We start from the raw sequence: 16,091 nt of genomic DNA, 5'->3' as shown, positions 1-16,091 counted from the left end.
CGAGTATGCCACTCCCTCCTCGTTCCTGGCCCGTGACGAACGTTAGGTCACGGCAATTCGCCGCTGCTGTGCGGGTCGTCGGAATACGGGTGCATCGTGGCCAGGAAGCCCGGTTGCGATTTCACGCGATCGATCCACGCACGAACATGCGGATGCGGCGCCAGCGAAAAGCCTGCTTCTTCCGCGTGGCTGGTGTACGCAAAAAGGGAGATGTCGGCCACGCTATAGCCGTGATCGGTGAGAAAGGGGCGTTGAGCCAGTTCGCGGTCGAGAATCTGCAGCGTTCGTTCGCCCGCGGCGCGCTTCATCTCAACTAAAGCCGGCGGGCGGCGCTCCAGCTTTCCGGTAAGCGTCCAGTAACGCAGCGAACCGATCACCGACTCCACACGCTCCTGTTCGAAACTCAGCCACTGCTGCACCTTCGCGCGGCCGAAGGCGTCAGCGGGCAGATACGGCGTATCCGTGGCCAGAAAAAACAAAATCGCATTCGACTCGGACAGCGAGCGCCCATCGTCAAGCTGGATCGCCGGCACCGTGCCCGTCGGGCTAATGCGCAAATACGCCGCGGTACGACCTTCGCCCTCGAAGATGCTGACGTTCACGGTGTGATAAGGCCGCTTGAGATGATGCAGTAGTTGGCGAACTTTCCAGGCGTTTTCGGAAGCGGGGTAGTCGAACAGCGTGAGCATCGAGCGTCACCTTTTCATGTGTGTCGGCTGACTATCTCAGAAGCCGTGCATGGGCCGATATCCGTTCTTTGCGCGACGCTAGACGTAGCGATCGGCAAGCTTGTCTGTCGCTTGCACAAGCACATCGACGATGGCCGGCTCCGATGCCGCGTGGCCGGCCAGCACAATATGGAACTCCGCTTCCGGCCATACGGCAGCGAGGTCGCATGCATTTTTCACGGGACAGATAATGTCGTAACGCCCGTGCACGATAACGGTGGGAATACGGCGCAACTTTTCCACGCCGTGCAGCAATTGATCGTGTTTCAAAAAGGCGCCGTTACGGAAATAGTGCGCCTCGATGCGGGCAAGGCTCACCGCCACTTCCGGCGCGGCGAAACTCGCTTCCGTTTCGGGACTTTCTTCCAGCGTGATGCCGCCGCCTTCCCACGCGCCCCAGGCTGTAGCCGCTTGCAGTCGGACGTTTTCGTCGTCGCTGGTCAGGCGTTTCCAGTACGCGTCGAGCATGTTGGTGCGTTCTTCGGGCGGAATCGCTTCGGCGTACCGCTGCCATTTCTCCGGCAAGATCCACGACGCGCCACCTTCTTCGTAGTACCAGCGGACTTCCTCCGGGCGACAAAGAAAAATGCCGCGCAACACCAAGCCGAGCACCCGCTCGGGGTGCGTTTGCGCATACGCCAGCGCCAACGTGGAACCCCATGAGCCGCCGAACACGCCCCAACGTTCGATTTGCAGTTGCTCGCGGATCGCTTCGATATCCGCGACCAGATGCCAGGTCGTGTTGTCGGTGAGATCGGCGAAGGGCGTGGATTGCCCTGCGCCGCGCTGGTCGAACAAGACGATGCGATAACGTGCCGGATCGAAAAAGCGCCGGTGATACGGCGATAAACCCGCGCCAGGACCGCCATGCAAAAACACAACCGGCAGCCCGTCCGGATTGCCGCACTCTTCGACATAAAGCGTATGCCGGTCGTCCACGGCGATACGATGCGTGCGATACGGTTCGATTTCGGGATACATCGTATGCATGGAATAACGCGTCCTTAGCAATTGACGCCATAGTTGGCGCACTTATGAAACAAAGCTTACCGGTTTGCCAAACGCCGGCCTAATGCGATTTTCGTTTATCGCGCATTTGCCCAAATGTCGAAGAAGCGTGTGCATACTCGGCTCGAACGCCACGGAATGTCCGTGGCGTAATCCGGGAAAATGTTTCGTTTTCCCGTGGCAGATATCGCTCGAGGAGTGATGCCGTGGGCAAACGAAATTCGCTGAGTGTGGCCATCGTAGCTGCCATGTGCGCAGGCATGTTGATCGTGGCCGGATGCAATCAACAGCCGGCGCAAAACCAAGCCAATGCGCCGGCGGCGGCGAGCACAGCGCCGCAGCAACCCGCGTATACGCCGCCAACGGCGGACCAGCTCTACCAGATGGTGGCGCCTATCGCGTTGTTTCCCGACAAGCTGGTCGCGCAAGTGTTGGCTGGTTCCACGTATCCCGATCAGATTACCGCGGCGGAAAACCTGGTCACGCAGAATCCGAATCTCAAAGGCGATCTGCTGCAGGCCGCCATGCAGCCGCAAAATTGGGATCCGAGCGTCAAAGGACTTACGCAGTTTCCGGCCGTGCTGAGTCAGATGGCGCAAAACATCCCGTGGACGACCGCGCTCGGCCAGGCGTATGCCAACGATCCGACCGATGTGCTCAACGCCATCCAAGTGATGCGGCAACGCGCATCGGCGAGCGGCAATTTGCGCAGCTCGGCGCAGCAGAGCGTCACCATGCAGCCGGTAGAGCAGCCGCAGGAAAGCCAGCAAACCGGCTATGCCGATAACGGTGAAGCGCAGCCGACGTATTCCGGCCCCTCTGTGGTGCCGCAGCCTGGTCAGGTTTTCGAGATCCAGCCGTCGCAGCCCGACGAGGTCTACGTGCCGTCGTACGACCCGCAAACGGTTTACGGCGAAGAAGTGCCGGCGTATCCCGATTATCAGTATCAACAGCCGTCGTACAGCGCGGGCCAAGTTGCAATGGTCGGCGCGGTCGCGTTCGGTGCGGCCATCGTGGTCGGTGCGCTGATCGAACACCACGATCGCGATCGCGACCGCAGTGGCGACTGGCATTCGTGGGGTATGAATTGGGGTGGCGGAAACCGTGGCCAAGATGGTGGCGGCGAGGGTGGCTGGCGCCGGCCAGCTGTGGTGTACAACAACCAGACCTATGTGTCGCGTTCGACGACGGTGATCAACCGTTACACCAACAATGTCGTCAACAACACCGTTACCAACAATCGTTACGTCAATAACAGCACGGTCAACAACAGTTACGTCAACAACAATCGCACTACCAACAACGTGACGAACAACAATCGCGCCGTCCCGAACAATGCGGTCGCGAACAACCCGACCAACAATCATCCTACGACCGCAGCGCCGATGAGCATGCCGAACTTCGGACGTGCGGGTTATCCGCCGGTTGCGAATCGTCCAGCGGCGCCGGCAGCGCATCCACAAGCACCTACGCAACCGATTGCGGCGCCGCATGCACAGGCGCCACGCCCAGGCGCTGCGCAACCGGCGCCCGCTCCGCGTTCAAACCTCGCGCCGCACGTCGCGGAGTTCCACCAGCCCGCTCCCGGTCCCGCTGCGCCGTCGCATATCTTGCCGCAGCCGCCTGTGATTCGACCTGCGCAACCGCGCCCGCAACCCGAAGCGCGTCCCGCGCCAGCGCAGCAGTCCGCGTTTCATCCAGCGCCGGCTCCGGCTCCGCAAGCGCGTCCGCAACCTGTATTTCATCCAGCGCCTGCGCCAGCGCCGCAAGCGCAACCTGCATTTCATCCAACGCCGGCACCAGCGCCGGCTCCACAGGCACGCCCGCAACCTGTATTTCATCCGGCGCCAGCACCAGCACCAGCGCCGCAGCCACGTCCGCAACCTGCCCCCGCTGAGCGTCCGGCCGCACCTGTGCAACATGCGCCACCGCCGCCTCCTGCGCCGCAGCCGCAACAACAGGCGCATCCGGCGCAGCCGCAACATCAAAACAACAACCCGCATCAGCCGCAGAAAAAAGACGACACACACAACTAGCCTTTCGACCAACGCGCTCCCTGTTCTGCAGGGAGCGTGTATCAGTCTTGCGATAGCTGGCGAGCCGCATCCCACATGGCGCGCGAGATCGATCGGTTGGCGTGCGGGGTTTGCAACACGATCAGCGTGGTGGTGCTGATGCTGGAGTGAATCTTCAGCAGACGATCGAGCACGGCTTCCAGATGCGTGATCGACATCGCCACCACGCGCAGCAGGGCCGAGTCTTCGCCGGCGAGGCGTCGGCAATCGAGCACTTCGGGTATGTCCGCAACAATCTTGCCGATGCGCGCGCAAATGCCGCCATCGCAACGCAGGCGGACCATCGCTTCGATACCGAAGCCGACGCGTTTGGGATCGACCACCGCGCGATAGCCGACGATGGCGCCGGCTTCCTCCAATCGCTTGACGCGTTCGGCAACGGCGGGCGCAGACAATCGCACCTTGCGGCCCAGTTCGGCGTACCCAAGGCGCGCATCCTGTTGCAGGGCTTCCAACAGTTGCCAATCCTTGGTGTCCCAATCGGGTTTCGATTCGTAGGTCATATACGGCCTTTGATACTTCGTTCGACGGTGAAACAACGGATAGGAATACGGTTCCATTATTCCTCCATCGGCAGCGCAAGACTAGGATTTACCTGTTCCTACCCCGCGGATTTCACCCATGGACAGCCATGAGCGCCTAGACGGGCGCGCTTTGATTTACATCGCCATTGCATTGGTGACCTGGTCGTCCGCGTATGCGGCGATTGCGTATGCGCTGGCTTCGTTTACCCCGGGCGAAGTGGCGCTCGCGCGACTGGCGATTGGTTCGCTGTGTTTCGCCGCGCTGTTGGCGGCCAAACGCGTGGCGATGCCACAGCGTCGCGACTGGCCGCAGCTGGCCGTACTTGGCGTATTCGGTTTGACCGTCTATCACCTCTGCCTCAACGTCGCGGAAACGCGCATCGCCAGCGGCACGGCCGCGATTCTTATTTCCCTGGTGCCGGCCGCGACCGCGGCGCTTTCCGCGGTGTGGATTGGCGAGCGTCTCAGCCCGCGCATGATTGCAGGCTTGTTCGTGGCGTTGATCGGCGTGGTGCTGGTGGTGTTGGCGAGCGGCAAGCAAGTGACGTTTCAGCCGATGGCGGCGCTGGTGTTGGTGAGCGTGCTGAGCTCGGCGGTGTTCTTTGTCGGCCAGAAGCCGCTGTTCGTCCGCAACAACATGATCGGTGTGACCGCCTTCGGTTTCTTCGCCGGCACCTTGGGTGCGTTGCCGTTTGGTCTGGGCTTGCCACACGCGCTGGCGACCGCACCGTGGTCGCATATCGCCGCATTGCTGTGGTTGGGCATTGCGCCGACGTTTGTGGGTTATCTGGCATGGAACGCGGCTTTGCATCGCGCGTCGGCCTCGCAGGTTTCCAGCTTTATCTATTTTTCGCCGCCGATTGCGGTATTGATCGGTTGGGTGTGGTTGGGCGAACGGCCCGGCTTGCTGACCTTGGTCGGCGGCGCGATTACGGTGGGTGGCGTGGCCCTGGCGAATGCGAAGCGGCGCGCGCCGGCTCCGTCGATGCCGAACGACTCGGCCACCGCGAAGCAGTGTTGAGTTCGATCCTTTACGTCATCGAGAAGGGGAATCCATGTATACGCTTTACATCGCCAATAAAAATTATTCGTCATGGTCGTTGCGGCCATGGGTGTTGTTGAGCGAACTGGGTATTCCGTTTGAAGAAAAACTGACGCCGTTTACATCAGGCACATCGTCGAGTTGGACGGCGTTCCGAGCGTTCTCGCCGACCGGCAAAGTGCCTTGCTTGCACGACGGCGATATCGCAGTGTGGGATTCCTTGGCGATTGCAGAGTACGTCGCAGAAAGCCATCCCGCCGTATGGCCGGCCGACGCGCGCGCGCGCGCCTGGGCGCGCAGTGCGGCGGCGGAGATGCATTCGGGATTCACCGCGCTGCGTTCCAACTGTCCGATGAATTGCGGCATTCGATTGCGTCGCCACGCGATGCCGGACGCTTTGGCGAGCGATGTCGCGCGCTTGAACGAATTGTGGAGCGAAGGGCTGACGCGTTTCGGCGGGCCTTATCTCGCAGGCGCTACGTTTACCGCCGTCGACGCGTTTTACGCGCCGGTCGTGTTCCGTATTCAAAGCTACGGACTGAAGATGGACGCGCCGGGCCAAGCCTACGTGCAGCGCATGCTTGCGCTACCGTCCATGCAGCGCTGGTACGAGGCCGGGTTGAAGGAAACCTGGCGCGATCCCGATCACGAAGAAGAGACGCTGCGCGAAGGCGACTTACTGGAAGATCTGCGCGCGTCGTAACGCGCGCAGATTCACGCGTTACATCAGAGCTTGTAAGCGCGATGAATCGCCACGATGCCCTGGCTCAAGTTGCGCACTTCCACGCGACCGAAACCTGCGCGTTCCATCATGCTCTTGAGCGTGTCCTGATCGGGATGCTTGCGGATCGATTCGGCAAGATACTGATAGCTGTCCGCATCGCCGGCGAAGAGTCGACCGAGCTTGGGCAACACCTGGAACGAGTGGAAATCGTAGAGCTTGCTGAAGAGCTCGTTCTTTACCTTGGAAAACTCGAGCACCAAGGCGCGACCGCCCGGCTTCAGCACACGGCAGATATCGGCGAGCGCTTTGTCTTTGTCGGTGACGTTGCGCAGGCCGAACGCCATCGTCACCGCATCGAAGCTGTTATCGGGAAAGGGTAGGGCCTCGGCGTTCAACTGCGTCCAGCGCAGGCCGGATACCACACCGCGATCGGTAAGCCGGTCGCGGCCCACGGTGAGCATGGCGGCGTTGATATCGCCGACCACCACATCGCCGTTTTCGCCGACCACCGGCTTCAATAGCGCGGCGATATCGCCCGTGCCGCCGGCCAGATCCAGCACGCGATCGCCGGGGCGAATGCCGCTGGTGGCCACGAAATGGCGCTTCCACAGCCGATGGATGCCGAACGACATCAGGTCGTTCATCAGGTCGTAATTGCCGGCGACCGAGGTAAATACCTGGCCGACCAGCTTTTGCTTGTCCTCGACCGGAACGTCGCGGAAGCCGAAATGGGTAGTGGGCTGATCGCTCATCCGCCCATGGTACAGGATGGGCGCGCGCCGATCGATTTTACGGATAAGGCGATCTTATTTGTCATATACGCAACACAAAGTGGCCTGATGGACCCGGCCGGCGTAGCCTTGCGGACATTGCCACGAGGAGATGCAAGGATGAAACGTTCGACTCTGTTGTGCTGTGCGATCAGTCTGCTTGGCTGCACCGCGATGGCCGCGCAAGCGGCATCGACGCAAGTCATTACCGCCGCAGGCAACTACCATCCCTTGCCGCAGGCGGCATATCAGCCCAGTCCGTCCGCGACTTACAAAATCGTTTTCTCGTTGACCAAGAACAGCGACAAGCCCGATCAGGTGAATCCGGCACTGGAACGCGTGGCGCGCACCGTCAATATTTATGCGGGCGCCGGCGTGCCGCTCGATCATCTGAAGTTCGTCGCGGTGGCTTACGGGCCCGCGACGCCGCTAGTGCTCGACGATGAGCATTACAAAGCGCAATTCGGCGTCGCCAATCCCAATCTCCCAGTGATTGCGCAATTGCGCAAAACCGGTGTGGACGTGGCCGTGTGCGGACAGGCGATGGCCGAACATCACTATCCCAACGAATGGGCGTCGAAAGACGTGACACTGAGCTTGTCCGCGCTGACCACGATCAGCGAGCTGGAATTGCAGGGTTATGCCCTGCTGCCGTTGTAATCGAGGGAGTCGATCATGTCGCTAGGTTGGAAACGGCGTCGGCAACACGCGTTGCTGGCAACGGTGCTGGTTGCCGCGTGCGGTGTCGCGCAGGCGACGCAAACGGATTATCTGCCGCCCTGGAATCCGCCGCCGACTGGCGGCGTTTCCTTCGCGGTGCCGCCGTTCGATGCGATCGCCGATTTGCACGGCGATATTGTCGATCCGCAGCTCACGGTGTTTTTCGCCGGCAATCAATTTATGGTGGTGCACGATTTGGTGGAAGCGTTCAAGCAACGCTATCCCCAATATCAGCGCATTTACGTGGAAACGTTGCCACCCGGCATTCTCGCCAAGCAGATCGAAACCGGCTCGCTGGTGATGGGCAATCTGCGCATTGCCTTGAAGCCGGATATTTTCACCAATGGCAAAAGTTCCATCGCGGAATTGCAAAAGCAGCACGCATGGTTTGCCGATACCGTGGACTATGCGCTCAATCCGCTGGCGATCATGGTGGCGAAGGGCAATCCCAAGCATGTCGAAGGCTTGAAGGATCTTGGTCGCGCCGATGTGCGCGTCAGCATGCCCAATCCGCAGTGGGAGGGCATCGCCAAGCAAATCGAAGCGAGCTATCGCAAAGCGGGCGGCGATGCGCTGGATAGCACGATCATGCAAACCAAGGTGAAGGATGGCAGCACGTATCTCACGCGCATCCATCACCGCGAATCGCCGCTGCGCGTGTTGCAAGGCGAATCGGATGCGGCGCCGGTGTGGTCGACCGAAGCGTATTTTCAGCAACAGGTTTTGCATCGCCCGGTGGAGACGATTGCGATTCCGGCCGATCAAAATGTCACGGCGACCTACACGGTTGCGCGGATGAAAGACGCGCCGCATGCGCAGGCGTCGAAAGATTTTCTCGCGTTTATGGCGTCTGCCGACGCGCAGGCGATTTATCGCAAATACGGTTTTCAGCCGCCAAAGCCATGAATAAGTATTTCGTCGTCACGTTGTTGATTTGCGCGCTGTGCGTGAAAAGCGTCATGGCGGACACGCCAGATGGCGCCACCATCGCGCATCAAGGCAACGGACACGGCGTTGCGCCGTGCATGGCGTGCCACGGCATAGATGGCGGTGGCCAAGCAGCGGCAGGTTTTCCGCGTCTGGCAGGGTTGCCGCAAGCCTATCTGCGCAAGCAGCTGGAAGATTTCGCCAACGGCTCGCGCAACAACGCCACGATGCAACCCGTGGCGAGCGCATTGAGCGATGCCGAGCGCGATGCGCTCGCGCTGTACTACAGCAAACTCGCGGTACCGAATGCCACGCCTGCTCCGGCGCCTTCGGGCACAACGGCTCAATTAGGTCAATCGCTGGCTGAGCGCGGACGCTGGTCGACGGGCTTGCCTGCCTGCGAGCAATGTCATGGCCCGGGCGGCATCGGCGTAGGCGATCACTTCCCGCCATTGGCCGGACAATCTTCGGTCTATTTAGGCAATTCGCTGCATGCGTGGCAGCAGGGTGCGCGGCATAACGATCCGCTGCAATTGATGCAAAGCGTAACCGGAAAATTGAGTGATGCCGACATTGCTGCGATCAGCGCATGGTATGCGTCGCAACCTTCCGCCGTAGCGAAGGAGCTCAAGCCATGAAGCCGTTGCAATGGATCATGGTTGGCGCATCGCTTTCGCTGGCGGCGTGTCATCAGCCTGCGCAGCAGGCAGCTGCGCCCGTATCGAAGACGCCGGCTCCCGCGTCGTCGTCAGCGAAAAGCGCGAGTCGATTCGAGCCGCCGTCGGAATCGTCCATGCCGAGCGACGAATTCGGCAAGCAGATCGCATTAGGTCGGCAAATCTTTATCGACCCAGGCCGTTACGCCAAAGCGTATGTCGGCAATCAACTCAGTTGCGAAAACTGCCATCTCGATGCGGGCCGACTGGCGCATTCCGCACCGCTTTGGAGCGCGTATCCGATGTATCCCGCGTATCGCGCCAAGAATCACCACGTCAACACGTTTGAAGAACGCTTGCAGGGTTGCTTTCAGTACAGCATGAACGGTAAGGCGCCGCCGCTTGGCGATCCTGTGTTGGTGGCGTTGGAAACGTACTCGTATTGGATGGCGAAGGGCGCGCCGACCGGCACGTCGTTGCCCGGACGCGGTTATCCCAAGTTGTCGAAGCCGGCGATGGCGCCTGACTACGCGCGTGGCGAGGCGGTGTTCAAACGCGATTGCGCGCTGTGCCACGGCAACAACGGTCAAGGTCAGCAGGTCGCCGATCGCACGGTGTTTCCGCCGCTATGGGGTCCGCAGTCCTTCAATTGGGGCGCGGGCATGGAACAGATCAACAACGCGGCCGGTTTTATCAAAGCCAATATGCCGCTGGGTCGTGGCAACACGCTCACCGATCAGGACGCGTGGGACGTCGCGTATTTCATGGATGCGCACGAACGACCGCAGGACCCGCGCTTCAACGGTTCCATTTCGGAAACGCGCAGCGCGTTTCACGATACGCCGGATTCGCTGTATGGCGTGGCGGTCAACGGAACGATGTTAGGGCAAGGAAGTTCCAAGCAGTAACGATGCGTTGATTTATCGATCGCGTTCGACGCGCCTCAAGGGCCGCGTCGAACGCCGTCAATCGTTCTCGTGATCCGGCGGAGCATGTTCATGCTCCCGATGCTCCGCAATCACATGCCGCTCGTGCAGCTCTTCGCTGGTGTTCATCGATTCGGGGGGTCCCGGCGGCGGCGTCAGCGTCAATGACGGTGGCTCGGGTTCTGGTTCTGGCACAGGCGGCGCGCGCGTCGGTTCCTTCTCGCCTTCGCTGCCGGTGATCTTCAAAATCGCATGACGCATTTCGCGCGCGAGAATCACGCGTGCGTCGCGCACCATGCCTTCGAGCGCCGCGTCGTAATCGAGCTTGCCGTTCGCGTCGGTCCACACCACACGGCGTTCGCGCAGCTTTTGAATAAAGCCGCGGAACAGCGCCTTGTCGAAAAACTCCGGCGCCAGCGGTTCGCTGAGCAAGCTCAGGCGTTGCGCAGTAAGCGTACAGACGTTTTCCAGCTCGCTGGCGGTGATGGTGTGCGGGCCGTTTTTCACCAACGCGGCGATGGCGATGTAGTAGCGCTCGAACGCCTGGATCAGGCTGCGCGCGATGATCTTCAATTGATAAGCGGCGTCGTCCTGTCCAGGGCCGCGTTCAAGTACGCGACCGTCGCCGGTGGTCTCCAGCAAGCCACGACGCACGAAGAAGTCGATGGTGGCCTGAAGCTGCACGCCGAAACCGTCGGCGTCCCAGGGCAGGAACAACTCGCCTTGGATAAAGGGATAGATGATGCGCCCAAGTCGCTGCACCGACGCGCGCGACATGCGGCGATTGTTGAGGAAGCAGCACGCCACCCACGCGGCGGTCGCGGTGAGATGCAGCACGTTGTTGCGGAAGTAGCTCAGCAACACAGCGGGTTCGCCTTCCACCGTCAGCACGTCGCCGAGCGGATGACGTACGCGGGTGATCCAACCCATCTGCTCGCCGTATTGAATGATGGCGTCGGGCGCCATCGGCGTGAGCGTCATGCGGTCGGAGTAGGGAAGCTCTTCCAGCAGCGCCTTGAGCAGATCGAGCTGCGCTAGCAGGTCGCTTTCCGCCATCGCATGTTTGGGTGTTGACAGCAGCGCCAATGCGAGCAGGTTGATCGGGTTAACGTCCGCGGCGCGATTGATGTTGATCTGAATCTTTTCGGCGAGTTGATCGACCACGGACCCGAGCCATTCCGGCTTGGCGTTGGGATCGGTGGTGGTGTCGCGCCAGTTCGTGCTGGCGGCGTCGAGCATGGGCGTCAATTCGATCGGCTCGCCGAAATTGAGCGCGACGTGGCCGTAACGCTGACGCAAAACGCCAAGTCCGCGAATCAGGCCGATCAGCGATTCTTTTTCTTTGGGTTTGCCGGACAGTTCGCCGATGTAACTTTTGCCTTCCATCAGCTTTTCGTAACCGATGTAGACCGGCTGAAAGAGCACGGGACGGCGTGGCGCACGAAGAAACGCGCGCACGGTCATCACCAACATGCCGGCACGCGGCGCGAGCAAACGACCGGTGCGCGAACGACCGCCTTCGATAAAGTATTCCATCGGCACGCCGCGATCGATCAACTGCGCCACGTATTCGTTGAACACCACTGAATACAGCGCGTTGCCCTTGAAACTGCGACGCAGGAAGAACGCGCCGCCACGACGAAGGAAGGGCCCGATTACCGGCAAATTGAGATTCACGCCGGCCGCGATATGCGGCACCACCACGCCGGAGGCATGCAGCTGATACGACATCAGCAGATAGTCCGCATGACTGCGATGGCTCGGCACGTACACCACTTCGTAACCGGGCGCTGCGGCGCGCGCCTTGTCGAAGTGATGCATGGTGATGCCGTCGTACAACTTGTTCCAGAAATTGCGCAGCAGGAATGATGCCGAACGCACCACCGGGTGCGAATAATCGGCGGCGATTTCCATCATCATCTTATGCGCGCGTTGCCACGCTTTGGCGTAACTGATGTTTTCCTTCGCCGCGGTGGACGTGATGGCGGAGCGCACCGGTTCGGCGTTGAGCACCGCGTCGACGACGGTGCGACGGTGCGAAAGATCGGGGCCGATCACCGCCGCGCGAATGCGGCGGAAGTGCGTGCGCAATACGCGCGCCATTTTGCGCGCGAAGCGTTCGGGGCGAACTTCGGCTTGTTCATTCAACGCGGCGCGCAAGGACACCGGCGCGGAAAAATGCACCACCGTGTCGCGCCCGTTGAGCAGAAACGCCAACATGCGGCGGAAGCGGCCGACCACCACCCAGTTTTCCGAAAACAGCACGCTGAACCAGCCGGATTCGCGCGTGGGCGCGCGACCGACGTAAATGGAAACCGGCACGATCTGAATATCGCGTTCGGGAAAGCCTTCCAGCGAACGCACCAATTGGCCCAGCGGTTCGTTCGGCGAGCGCTGGCGACTGCGTCCGAAAATCCAGCCATCGCGACGCGCCAACGCAAACACCGAACGACGCCGCCGCGTATGCGGCAACGGTTGCATCGGGCTGGGCAGGCCGGCTTCGCGACAGGCGCGATCCAGGATCAACGCGTCGGAAAATCCATCGCGTTCGATCACGTAGCAAACCGGTGCATCGCCTTGTAGCAGCGTAGCCGGCTCCGCTGGATCGCGGCGAATGCGTACCCAGGGTTCGAGCAGGTGCCCGGCGAGGTTGAACCACCAGGGGGCGCGGCTGCGGTAAGTCTGTTCCGCGGTCGTCATCATCGGCATCTGCATAGTGTAGCGGTCGGCCCTACGGCCGGCTTAGGGTTTTGCGGCCAGCGTCGTGCTGGTGGAGGCGCTGCTTGCCGGCGCTTGCGCGGAAGCCGCTGGCGCCGGGGCGCTGGCGCTGCCGGCAGGCGCGGGCGGATGCAGCAGCTGCTCGTGCTGAGCATGCTCGCTGTCGATCGCGTCCTGGCTGTACCAGCGACCGTCGATCAACACCAATTGAGAATCCGTACTCAGCGGTTTACCCAGCAAGGTGTAGTCGATCTTCACATGCGCGTGACCGTGATCCACGCTGAGCGTCGTCACCTTCGCCGAATCCAGCACGTCGTCGACCGACAAGCCGTAAATATTGAGCAATTGCTTGAGGCCTGTGTAGCCGATGGCGTACTGCTTCATCGACGTATCGAAATCCATATGCAAAACGTCGTCGGCGGACTTCAAGTTGAGCTGGCGCGCGGTGGTCACCACCACGCCCACTGCCTGCTTGGCTTTGTCCTGATCGAACCACGGCGTTTGCTGCGCCCAGGGCAGCAGCACGTTGAGCACGTCGCGCGCTTGCTGCTTCTGGTTTTCCGTCATCGTTTTGTTTTGCGCGATGCCGGTGGTGAGGATCGCCTGGCCGATGCCGATCATCACCGGCAACTGATCGTGGTACTGCTGATCCATCTGCACCAGCTTGGGCTTGAGCTGGTTGTACAGCGTGGTTTCCGCGTTCGGCGCGGTGATCTGCTGGATCGATTGCGCGAAACGGGCGCGATCTTCGTCGGTAATGGGGCGTTGGTCCGGGCGGGGCTTGGTCCAGTCCGTGCGCAGATTGGCGTAGTCCGCCGGGGGCAGCTCATGTTGCCAGAAGCCGGCGAAGTCGCCCGTTTTGATCAGGGCGATCGACTGCTCCACCGACGCTTCCGGTGTGGCGCCGCCGGGCGTCGCTGCGTTCTCTTCTTTCTTGTGGCAGGCGACCAGGGCGAGCATCGCCAGGAGCAGCAGGCTGCGGCCAAGTGTTTGAAAGCGCATGGAATCTCTCTCGGACGAGGGCGGTGGCTTGCCATCCAGGCAAAGGGCACAAACAGGCGCCACAGAGAGGGCGCGGTGCATCTTAAAAGAAAACCCCGCGGGCGTTGGGCCTCGCAGGGTCATGCCGGCAGAGCCGGAAGGGAAATGGCCATGCCCGCAGAGAATTGGAGGTCAGCAGGACAGGCGAGCCCATGATAGAGCTCTTCCTGTCTTCAAGCAATACTTTAAGTATGTCTGTATAAGTGATTGAATTAATTCAATCTACATGTAGCGCTCGGATCTTCTGCAGGCGACGCTGATCGCGCGGCTGGCCCCACTCGTTGTTGAACAACGCCGGCTCCCAGGAACCGTAGGTGGGATTGGGCAGCACAAACCAGCGGGTACCGATCCAACCCATATAGGTTGCCATAGCTTGAGCTCGGCCGGTGGCGGTGTTGCTCAGTACCGTGACGAAATCGCCAAGTTGATCGCCGAACTGCATCAGCACGCGATAGCGCTTGCTGACGAGCTGGCGGCGGCAGTTCTTTTCGGTGCCGACCTGATCGCAACCCGGCAGGATGGTGCCCAGTCCAAGGAACGCGTCTGGTCCCGAAACGGGCAGGCCGACCTTGCGCAGGTTGTCGATGGTGGCGCTGTCGAGATCCTGTGCGCGGTTGGAGATGTAAATCACCGCAATGCCGTGCTTGGCGGCGAATTGCGTAAAGGCCACAGCGCCGGGCATCGCGCGTGCGCGCTCCTCTTTGCACCATGCGGCCCAATCGGCTTCGTTGTATTCGCCGCCGCTGCGAATCAGGCGCGCTTGATAAGGCGAGTTGTCGAGCACGGTTTCGTCGATATCCAAGATCACGGCCGGCTTCAGATCTTTGATCGACGCAATGCGATCGTCGCTTGGTAACGCATCCCAGTTTTTGTCTTTGAGTGCGGTCAGCAACTGCGACTGCGCGCTGCGAAAGGTTTCCTGATAAATCAGATCGTGTTCGAGCGCGGTCTGTGTCCAAGCGACGGCGTTGAGATTGTCGTCGGCGTGGGCGACAGGCGCTGGTTGCGATGGCGCGGTCGCGTTCGACGCGGGCGCGGTGGGATGCGGCGCCTGGCTGGCGCATCCGCAAAGCAACAACGACATGCCCAGCAGAACGGGCAAAGACTTGATCATGAAACACCCTGTGAAAGAGACGAAACCGGCAGAGGATGGCGCAAGTTTATGACAGACTTGCGGGTATTCGGCGCTGCCAAAGGTTATCCCCGTGTCGGTACTTCCCGAATCCACCCGCGGCGTTCGCGTCGCCAGTTACGTGCTGACGGCGCTGGCGTTGGTGCTGGTGCTGCGATTGCATCTGCTGCCCGCGCTGCTGGCGGGCTTGCTGGTCTACGAATTGGTGCACGCCATGACGCCCTTGCTCGGCCGACGCATTTCCGGCGAGCGTGCGCGACTGGTGGTAGTGACGACGCTGGGCGTGGTGGTGGTGGGATTGCTCACCTTGCTGATCGTCGCGCTGGTCGGGTTTTTTCGGAACGAAATCAGCAATCCCGGACTTATTTGGGAGCAGCAGCTGATGCCGCTGGTCGAAAAAGCCCGCGTGCAATTGCCAGCATCGTTGACCAACCTGCTGCCCGACAGCGTCGACGAATTGCGCGTGATGGCGCTGGATCTCACGCGCCGCCATGCCATGAGTTTGCAGAACGCAGGCAAGGAAACGGCGCGCGTGCTGGTGCATATCATTCTCGGCCTGGTGCTGGGCGCGTTGGTGGCGCTCAATCGTGCACGTCCACCGCATCAGATCGGGCCGCTCGCCGCTGCATTGGGCGTGCGTTGCCAGCGTCTTGCCGAAGCGTTCCACAACATCGTCTTTGCGCAGATCAAGATTTCGCTGATCAATACGCTGGCCACGGCGGTGTTTCTACTCGGCGTATTGCCGCTGATGGATATCCACGTGCCGTTGGCGAAAACACTGGTGGTGGTGACCTTCCTCGCCGGGCTTCTACCGGTGATCGGCAACCTCATCTCCAACACCGCAGTGACGATTGCCAGTTTGTCCGTGTCGCTTTGGGTAGCGGCCGCGTCGCTTGGCTTTCTGATCGTGATCCACAAGCTGGAATACTTTCTCAACGCGCGCATCATCGGCACGCAGATTCGCGCGCGAGCGTGGGAGCTGCTGGTGGCGATGCTGGTGATGGAAGCGGCGTTCGGTTTGGCCGGACTGGTCGCCGCGCCGATCTACTACGCGTATCTCAAGAGCGAGCTTGAAGCGAACGAGATGATTTGACGCGCGC

At 60.9% G+C, this 16,091-nt stretch carries 15 protein-coding genes; 8 read left to right on the top strand and 7 right to left on the bottom strand.

Annotation, left to right across the window (positions count from 1 at the left end):
- Positions 1-47: 47 nt before the first annotated feature.
- Complete coding sequence (locus L0U79_RS01195; RefSeq protein ID WP_233840055.1) at positions 48-689, bottom strand: glutathione S-transferase family protein; 642 nt, start codon at positions 687-689, stop codon at positions 48-50.
- A 78-nt stretch (positions 690-767) separates the two neighbouring features.
- Positions 768-1,718, bottom strand: coding sequence for a prolyl aminopeptidase (gene pip, locus L0U79_RS01190; RefSeq protein WP_233840054.1), 951 nt, complete (start codon positions 1,716-1,718; stop codon positions 768-770).
- 224 nt (positions 1,719-1,942) lie between these two features.
- Here pip and L0U79_RS01185 point away from each other — a divergent pair, with 224 nt between their 5' ends.
- Positions 1,943-3,772, top strand: coding sequence for a DUF3300 domain-containing protein (locus L0U79_RS01185; RefSeq protein WP_233840053.1), 1,830 nt, complete (start codon positions 1,943-1,945; stop codon positions 3,770-3,772).
- A gap of 41 nt (positions 3,773-3,813) precedes the next feature.
- On the opposite strand, the gene L0U79_RS01180 is transcribed toward L0U79_RS01185, so the two are convergent.
- Positions 3,814-4,314: an Lrp/AsnC family transcriptional regulator gene (locus tag L0U79_RS01180; RefSeq protein ID WP_233840052.1), complete on the bottom strand. Its 501-nt coding sequence runs from the start codon at positions 4,312-4,314 to the stop codon at positions 3,814-3,816.
- A 118-nt stretch (positions 4,315-4,432) separates the two neighbouring features.
- Here L0U79_RS01180 and L0U79_RS01175 point away from each other — a divergent pair, with 118 nt between their 5' ends.
- Complete coding sequence (locus tag L0U79_RS01175) at positions 4,433-5,356, top strand: DMT family transporter (RefSeq protein WP_233840051.1); 924 nt, start codon at positions 4,433-4,435, stop codon at positions 5,354-5,356.
- 34 nt (positions 5,357-5,390) lie between these two features.
- The gene (locus tag L0U79_RS01170; RefSeq protein WP_233840050.1) at positions 5,391-6,080 is read left to right on the top strand and encodes a glutathione S-transferase family protein; all 690 of its coding nucleotides are present in this window, start codon (positions 5,391-5,393) and stop codon (positions 6,078-6,080) included.
- 23 nt (positions 6,081-6,103) lie between these two features.
- Here L0U79_RS01170 and ubiE read toward each other — a convergent pair whose 3' ends face one another.
- Positions 6,104-6,853 carry a bifunctional demethylmenaquinone methyltransferase/2-methoxy-6-polyprenyl-1,4-benzoquinol methylase UbiE gene (gene ubiE / locus L0U79_RS01165; protein ID WP_233840049.1) on the bottom strand — a complete coding sequence of 250 codons (750 nt, stop codon included), beginning with the start codon at positions 6,851-6,853 and terminating at the stop codon, positions 6,104-6,106.
- A gap of 138 nt (positions 6,854-6,991) precedes the next feature.
- Between ubiE and L0U79_RS01160 the strand changes: the two genes are divergently transcribed.
- The 4 genes from L0U79_RS01160 to L0U79_RS01145 are packed head-to-tail and all read left to right on the top strand — an operon-like array spanning position 6,992 to position 10,082.
- A complete protein-coding gene (locus L0U79_RS01160) occupies positions 6,992-7,531 on the top strand; it encodes a DsrE family protein (protein WP_233840048.1) in 540 nt (179 codons plus the stop codon).
- Between the two features lie 15 nt (positions 7,532-7,546).
- The gene (locus L0U79_RS01155; protein WP_233840047.1) at positions 7,547-8,497 is read left to right on the top strand and encodes a substrate-binding domain-containing protein; all 951 of its coding nucleotides are present in this window, start codon (positions 7,547-7,549) and stop codon (positions 8,495-8,497) included.
- Complete coding sequence (locus tag L0U79_RS01150; protein WP_233840046.1) at positions 8,494-9,156, top strand: c-type cytochrome; 663 nt, start codon at positions 8,494-8,496, stop codon at positions 9,154-9,156. Before L0U79_RS01155 ends, L0U79_RS01150 begins: the two co-directional genes overlap by 4 nt.
- Complete coding sequence (locus L0U79_RS01145) at positions 9,153-10,082, top strand: c-type cytochrome (protein WP_233840045.1); 930 nt, start codon at positions 9,153-9,155, stop codon at positions 10,080-10,082. The genes L0U79_RS01150 and L0U79_RS01145 overlap by 4 nt, the downstream gene beginning before the upstream one ends.
- 57 nt (positions 10,083-10,139) lie before the next feature.
- Here the strand turns inward: L0U79_RS01145 and plsB are convergent, their stop codons facing one another.
- The 3 genes from plsB to L0U79_RS01130 all read right to left on the bottom strand — a co-directional run bounded on the left by plsB (position 10,140) and on the right by L0U79_RS01130 (position 14,973).
- Positions 10,140-12,803, bottom strand: a complete 2,664-nt coding sequence (gene plsB / locus L0U79_RS01140) for a glycerol-3-phosphate 1-O-acyltransferase PlsB (protein ID WP_233840044.1) — start codon at positions 12,801-12,803, stop codon at positions 10,140-10,142.
- A gap of 39 nt (positions 12,804-12,842) precedes the next feature.
- Positions 12,843-13,820 (bottom strand): hypothetical protein, encoded by a 978-nt coding sequence (locus L0U79_RS01135; protein ID WP_233840043.1) that lies wholly within the window; start codon positions 13,818-13,820, stop codon positions 12,843-12,845.
- Between the two features lie 256 nt (positions 13,821-14,076).
- Positions 14,077-14,973: an HAD family acid phosphatase gene (locus L0U79_RS01130; protein WP_233840042.1), complete on the bottom strand. Its 897-nt coding sequence runs from the start codon at positions 14,971-14,973 to the stop codon at positions 14,077-14,079.
- A gap of 91 nt (positions 14,974-15,064) precedes the next feature.
- Between L0U79_RS01130 and L0U79_RS01125 the strand changes: the two genes are divergently transcribed.
- Positions 15,065-16,084, top strand: a complete 1,020-nt coding sequence (locus tag L0U79_RS01125; RefSeq protein WP_233840041.1) for an AI-2E family transporter — start codon at positions 15,065-15,067, stop codon at positions 16,082-16,084.
- Positions 16,085-16,091 lie beyond the last annotated feature (7 nt).

The organism is Dyella sp. 2HG41-7 (assembly GCF_021390675.1).
Lineage (GTDB): Bacteria > Pseudomonadota > Gammaproteobacteria > Xanthomonadales > Rhodanobacteraceae > Dyella_B.
This window is presented reverse-complemented; position numbering and strand designations above follow the sequence as displayed.